The sequence below is a fragment of the Actinomadura sp. 7K507 genome, assembly GCF_004348425.1.
Lineage (GTDB): Bacteria > Actinomycetota > Actinomycetes > Streptosporangiales > Streptosporangiaceae > Spirillospora.
On the sequence record NZ_SMKK01000117.1, the window covers coordinates 21,307 to 27,495 of the forward strand.

7 protein-coding genes are annotated in these 6,189 nt (G+C 71.3%); 2 read left to right on the forward strand and 5 right to left on the reverse strand.

The window, feature by feature from the left end; genetic code table 11:
• Positions 1-102 precede the first annotated feature (102 nt).
• Together E1285_RS25030 and E1285_RS25035 are read right to left on the reverse strand one after the other, a co-directional pair.
• Entirely contained in the window at positions 103-1,161 is a 1,059-nt protein-coding gene (locus E1285_RS25030) for a class I SAM-dependent methyltransferase (RefSeq protein ID WP_132156146.1), read from the reverse strand.
• Between the two features lie 99 nt (positions 1,162-1,260).
• Positions 1,261-2,022 (reverse strand): BTAD domain-containing putative transcriptional regulator, encoded by a 762-nt coding sequence (locus E1285_RS25035; protein WP_132156148.1) that lies wholly within the window; start codon positions 2,020-2,022, stop codon positions 1,261-1,263.
• A 59-nt stretch (positions 2,023-2,081) separates the two neighbouring features.
• Between E1285_RS25035 and E1285_RS25040 the strand changes: the two genes are divergently transcribed.
• A complete protein-coding gene (locus E1285_RS25040) occupies positions 2,082-2,246 on the forward strand; it encodes a DUF1059 domain-containing protein (protein ID WP_132156150.1) in 165 nt (54 codons plus the stop codon).
• Here the strand turns inward: E1285_RS25040 and E1285_RS25045 are convergent.
• Both E1285_RS25045 and E1285_RS25050 read right to left on the reverse strand, forming a co-directional pair.
• The gene (locus tag E1285_RS25045) at positions 2,243-3,046 is read right to left on the reverse strand and encodes an SAM-dependent methyltransferase (protein WP_347814099.1); all 804 of its coding nucleotides are present in this window, start codon (positions 3,044-3,046) and stop codon (positions 2,243-2,245) included. The genes E1285_RS25040 and E1285_RS25045 overlap by 4 nt on opposite strands.
• Positions 3,047-3,142: 96 nt before the next feature.
• The gene (locus tag E1285_RS25050) at positions 3,143-3,673 is read right to left on the reverse strand and encodes a gluconokinase (protein WP_132156154.1); all 531 of its coding nucleotides are present in this window, start codon (positions 3,671-3,673) and stop codon (positions 3,143-3,145) included.
• 38 nt (positions 3,674-3,711) lie between these two features.
• Here E1285_RS25050 and E1285_RS25055 point away from each other — a divergent pair, with 38 nt between their 5' ends.
• The gene (locus E1285_RS25055) at positions 3,712-4,419 is read left to right on the forward strand and encodes an FCD domain-containing protein (protein WP_132156156.1); all 708 of its coding nucleotides are present in this window, start codon (positions 3,712-3,714) and stop codon (positions 4,417-4,419) included.
• A gap of 11 nt (positions 4,420-4,430) precedes the next feature.
• Here the strand turns inward: E1285_RS25055 and E1285_RS25060 are convergent, their stop codons facing one another.
• Positions 4,431-5,822 carry a GntP family permease gene (locus tag E1285_RS25060; protein WP_132156158.1) on the reverse strand — a complete coding sequence of 464 codons (1,392 nt, stop codon included), beginning with the start codon at positions 5,820-5,822 and terminating at the stop codon, positions 4,431-4,433.
• Between the last annotated feature and the right edge of the window lie 367 nt (positions 5,823-6,189).

Here is a 6,189-nt window from a genome sequence, read left to right on the forward strand (position 1 = left end):
TTCCAAAATAAGCGGTGCCTAGGCGCCGATCCACAGCCCGTCCATCGGCGAAGCCCGGGGCCCGGGAAACGGAAATCCGGAACCCGGGCTCGGCTTGCCTGGTCAGGGGCGGGCCTCGTAGACGAGGTTGAACGGGGTTTCCGCGATCCGGTGGAACGTCCGGAAGCCGGCGGCCTGCACCACGGGCCTGATGCCGGCCTCGCCGGCCTGGTTGCCCAGCGCGTCGTCGGCGCCCTCGGAGGCGGCGTGCGGCACGCACAGGAACGTGGAGAACGAGTAGTAGACCCGTCCGACCGGCGTGAGGTTGTCGGCGGGGGAGTCGCCCGCGAACGGCTCGACGATCAGCCAGACGCCGTCGTCGGACAGCGCCGACCGGATGTGCCGTGCGGCGGCGAGGGGGTCGCCCATGTCGTGCAGGCAGTCGAACGTGGCCACGAGCCCGTAGCCGGTGCCGGGAAAGTCCTGCGCCCGCGCCGCCGCGAAGTCGCACCGGCCGTCCAGACCGGCCTCGGCCGCCGCCTTGCGGGCCAGTTCGACGGACTCCACGTGCGGGTCGAACCCGCGCACGGACGAGGCGGGGAAGGCGCCGGCCAGGATGCGGGTCGAGGCGCCCAGCCCGCATCCCACGTCGGCCACCGCGATGCCGTCGCTCAGCCGGGCCGGCAGCCCGTCCACGGCCGGAATCCAGGAGCTCAGCAGGTTCGCGGTGTAACCCGGGCTGAAGAAGCGTTCGCATCCGGTGAACACGCCCGGGTGATGCTCGCCCCAGGCCACACCGCGGCCGGTCCGGAACGCCTCCACGATCTTCGGCTCGGCGGCCATGCTCGACAGCGCGAGCTGGAAGGCTCCGGGCAGGCACAGCCCGTCCGGGTCGGCGAAGGCCAGCGCCTGCTCGGGGGTCAGCCCGTAGCGTCCGCCGGCGGCGTCGTGGGTGATGTAGTGGCCTGCGGCCTGACCGGGCAGCCACTCCCGGACGTACCGTTCCGAGGTGCCGGTGCGCTCGGCCAGTTCGGCGGCGGTCAGCGGCCCCGCCTCCGCCAGCGCCCGGTACAGCCCCAGCTCGTCGCCGATGAGGACGTTGCCGGCCGACACCGTCGCGCCGAGGTCGTTGACGAAGCGGCCCAGCAGTTCGGCGAGCCGCCCGTCGTCGATGGTGGTCATGGAATCCTCCCGCAGATGCAGCGGATCTGAATGCCCCACATCCTGCGCCGGCGACTTTGGGCCACCGTTAAGCCGACATTGGCGAGACGTTGGTGCCCGCTATCCGAGCAGTTCGGTGTAGGCGTCCTGCACCTCACGGCACGGGTCGACGCCCAGTTCCTCCCGCAGCACGGCACGCAGGCGTTCGTACGCCGCGAGCGCCTCCGCGACGTTGCCCCTGACCGCGAGGGCGCGCATCAACAGCAGATGGCCGGTCTCCCGTAACGGCGCCGCCTCCAGCAGGTCCTTCGCCGCCCGCTCGGCTCCCGGCAGCTCCGGACCCCCCAGCTCCAGGCACGCCGTGGCGTAGCACTCCAGGGCCCGGACGTGCATATCGGCCAGGCGGCGACGCCACGATTCCGCCCACGGCCCCTCGGCCTCCGGCAAAAAGGGACGGCGTGCCACGAACTGCGCGGTCAGTGACAACGTCCACGCTCTCCGCCATTCACCCAGCGCGACCGCGGACTCTGCCGTATGCAGCGCCGAGGCCGCCACCTCGACGTCGACGTGCGCCGGGTCGGGCAACCGCAGCGACAACGTTCCACGCCCGCGCAGCACGTCCGGCCCCACCACCGCGCGGACCTTCGAGATCAGGACGCTGAGCGCCGCGGGCGCCGCCCGCGGCGGCGAGTCGCCCCACAACACCTCGATGAGCGTCTCCCGCGCCACCTGCCGCGGCCGGGTCAGCACCAGGTGGCCCAGCAGCAACCGCCCCTGTCGGCCCGGCAGCGCGTGATCGACACGCCGACCGCCCAGCTCCACCGCGAACGCGCCGCACAGCTGCACCCGAGTGGAACCCGCCGGCTCCGCTGAATCGGCCATTTGCCACCTCGACCCGCCGCACTGACCCTGGAGGCTACTCCTCGGGAAGGGGGCGCCCCATGACCCGCCAGGTTCGATGCGAATGCGGTTACATCGCCCGCGGCGACACCGACGACGCCGTCATCTCCCAGGTGCTCGCGCATCTTGCGGCGGACCACCCCGACCTCGTCGGCACCGAAACCGCCGACGACATCCGCGGCTGGATCGAACTGCTCCCCGACTAGGCCGAGGGCTTGCGGCCGGCCGCGCTGTAGTGGGCGACCTTCTCGGCCTCTCCCCAGGGGCTTTCGAGGCCGACGCGCCAATGCGAGGTCGACACGATGCCGGGGGAGACGATCTCCAGGCCGTCCATGAGCCGCTCGATCTGCCCGTGGTCGCGGGCGCAGATCGGGACGCCGCCCTCCGCCATGAACGCGTCCATCGCGTCGAGCACGGACTGCCCGTGGAAGTCGGCGGTGTCGTGCACGATCACGAAGAAGCTGCCGGACGGCAGCGGCTCGACGAGCCGGCGGACGATCGACGCCGCCTCCTCGTCGTCCACGATGTGCTGCAGGATCCCGATGAGCATCACGGCGATCGGCTCGGTGAAGTCGAGCGTCTCGCGCGCCTGGGCGATGATGCCGCCCGGTTCGCGCAGGTCGGCGTCGATGTAGGCGGTCACGCCCTCGGGTGTCGAGGTCAGCAGTGCGCGGGCGTGCGCGAGCACCATGGGGTCGTTGTCGACGTACACGACGCGCGACTCGGGCGCCACGCGCTGCGCGACCTCGTGCGTGTTGTCCTGGGTGGGCAGGCCCGTGCCGATGTCCAGGAACTGGCGGACGCCCGCCTCGCCCGCCAGGTAGCGGACGGCGCGGCCGATGAAGGCGCGGTCGTGGCGGGCGAGGGCCGCGATGTCGGGATGGATGCGGGCGATGGTGTCACCGACCTCGCGGTCGACCGGATAGTGGTCCTTGCCGCCGAGCCAGTAGTTGGTGATCCGCGCCGAACTCGGGACGGTCGTGTCGATACCGGGAATGTCGTTCACAGGCCGCTCCATGCCGGATGCCGGTTGATGATCTTCATTCTCCCCTGACCGCGCCGGTGGAACGGACGCCCGGTGTGTGCCCCGGCCGGGGGCGTCTCAGGGCCGCGCCGTGCCGGGGGCGGACGGGGTGAGCGGGCGGATCAGCCGCGCGGACTGCCGGGCCAGTTCGTCGACGGCCGGTGCGACGTCCAACGTCGCGCCGCGCTCATCCGGCTGCAGGGTCTCCAGGGTCTCGAACTGGGAGCGCAGCAGCGCGGGTGGCATGAAGTGCTCGCGGTCTCGCATCCGCTGGTGCAGCAGGTCCTCCGCGCCGTGCAGGTGGAGGAAGAAGGTGTCCGGCACCGGGCGGCGGAGCACGTCGCGGTAGGACCGCTTGAGGGCGGAACAGGCGAGGACCGTGGACGTCCCGGTGGCCTGCCGGTCGGCCGTCCACCGGGCGAGTGCATCGAGCCACGGCCACCTGTCGCCGTCGGTCAGCGGCTCGCCACCGGACATCTTCGCGATGTTCGCGGGCGGGTGGAAGTCGTCGGCCTCGGCCATCCGCAGCCCGAACTCGTCCCGGAGGTGCCGCGCGATCGTGCTCTTGCCGGAGCCGGCCACCCCCATCACCACCACGTGGACGCTCATGATCAAGGGGTTCTCCGTCCGCGGGTACGCTGGCGGCCATGCCGACCCTGCACGAGGAGGTCCTCGACAAGCTCGGGCCGCTGATCATCTCGGGCGCCCTCGCGCCGGGGTCGAAGCTCAACCTGGAGTGGGTGCAGCAGGAGTTCGGCGTATCGCGGACCGTCGCCCGGGACGCGGTGCAGGTGCTCGCGTCGATGCGGCTGGTCACCAGCCGCAGGCGGACCGGCGTCACGGTGCTGCCGAAGGACGAGTGGGACTTCTACGACCGCACCGTGATCAGGTGGCGGCTCGACGGGCCGGAGCGTGGCACGCAGCTGCATCAGCTGTCGCAGCTGCGCACCGCGATCGAGCCGCCCGCCGCCGCGCTGGCCGCCCGGTACGCGGACGGCCGCCAGCGGGACCGGATCGTCGAACTCGGGACGGCGATGGAGTCGGCGGGCGCGGCCGGCGACCTGACCACGTTCCTCGAACACGACATCGCCTACCACCGGCTGCTCCTCGAAGCCTCGGGGAACGTGATGTTCGCCGGCCTCGCCTACGTCGTGGAGGAAGTGCTGCGCGGGCGCACGCTCCACCATCTGATGCCCCCGCAGCCCAAGCCCGAGGCGCGCCGGCTCCACCTCGTGGTGGCCGAGGCGGTCGCCGGTCGCGAGTCCGAGGTCGCACGGGCCGCGATGACGGCGATCTGCGTCGAGGTCACCGACGAGATGGGCCAGCTGGACGGGAACGGCGCCCCGGCCTCCTGACGTGACCGTGCTCAGGTGACCAGCCACAGCATGGAGGCGATCGCGAACACCGACAGCCCGAGCGTCGTCTCCATGACGGTCCAGGTCTTCAGCGTGGTCTTCTCGTCCATCCCGAACAGCCGGCTCACCAGCCAGAACCCGGAGTCGTTGACGTGCGAGAGCACGGTGGCGCCCGCGGCGATGGCGACGACGAGGAGGGTCAGCTTGATGTCGCTCAGGTTCGCGTCGGCGACCGCCCCCGCGATCAGCCCGCCGGTCGTGGTCAGCGCGACGGTGGCCGAGCCCTGCGCGACGCGCAGCAGCGTCGCGATGATGAAGGCCTGCAGGATCAGGGAGATGCCGAGGTCGGACAGGCTCCCGCTCAGCGCGTCGCCGATGCCGCTGAGCTCCAGCACCCCGCCGAACATGCCGCCCGCGCCGGTGATCAGGATGATGGAGCACACCGGGCCGAGCGCCTGGTCGACGATCTTGGTGACGGTGGCCATCGACGCGTTCGGCCGGCCGAGCACCAGGATCGCGACGATGACCGTGATCATCAGGGCCACCGGCGTGATGCCGATCAGGCTCAGGAAGCCGACCCAGTCCTGCCCTTCGGCGAGGACGTCGCTCTCGACCAGCGTCGTGAGCACCGTGTTGAAGGAGATCAGCACCAGCGGGATGAGCAGCAGCGTGAGGACCGTGAGGAAGGACGGCCCCCGCCAGTCCGGCTCCCCCGCCTTCTGGCCGTCCTGCACCTCGCCGAAGATCACGTCCGACAGCGGCACGTCGACCCTGGCGGCGAGGAAGCGGGAGACCAGCATGACGCCGACGTACCACGCCAGCACCGCGATCGGGATGCCGACGAGCAGCGTGAGCCCGACGTTGGCGCCGATCAGGTTCGCCGCGGCGACGGGCCCGGGGTGCGGAGGGACGATCGCGTGCATCGCGGCGAACGCGCCCGCCGCGGGCAGCGCGTAGTAGAGCAGGGACCCGCCGAAGCGCCGTGCCACGGTGAGGATGATCGGCACGAAGATGACGAGCCCGGCGTCGAAGAAGATCGGGAACCCGAACAGCAGCGCCGCGATGCCCAGCGCGAGGGGAGCCCGTTTCTCGCCGAACCGGCCGATGAGCGTGTCGGCGAGCGTCTGCGCGCCGCCGGTCACCTCCAGCAGCCGGCCGAGCATGACGCCGAACGCGACCAGCAGGGCGACCCCGCCGATGGTGTCGGCGAACCCGAACATCAGCACGTCGGGGATGTCGCCGGGTTCGAACCCGACGACGACGGCCGTCAGCACGCTCACCAGGACCAGGGATATGAAGGCGTGCAGCTTCACCTTCATGATCAGGAACAGCAGCACCGCCACGGCACCGGCCGCTATCAGCAACAGCGTCAGGGTGCCGAACTGTGGTTCGATCGCTTCCACGGTGACTCCGAATAGTCTCCGCCCGGCCGGTCTCGGGCGCGTACGCACACCTTGCAGCAAAGGTAATACCTTTTACAACCCCCACCGCACACGCTTTTCCGATGCTCGGGGCGGCATCCAAGGGGCGGGTGTGCTCCGAAGGCAGGAGTGTGGGCTTGATGCGGAGGCCGCGCGCCGCGGTGCGCGGGCGGGACGGACGGTGCGCGGGCCGGCTGGTGGCGGTCGGTGCCGGGTGCCTGGGGGGAATGGTCGCGGCTCAGGTCGCGTCCGGGGTGAGTTCGGAGCCGGTGCGGTTCACCGGGCCGGTCGTGGGGCTGATGGCGGCGGGAGCGGCGTGCTTCGTCGCGGCGCGGCGGGGGGCCGGGCG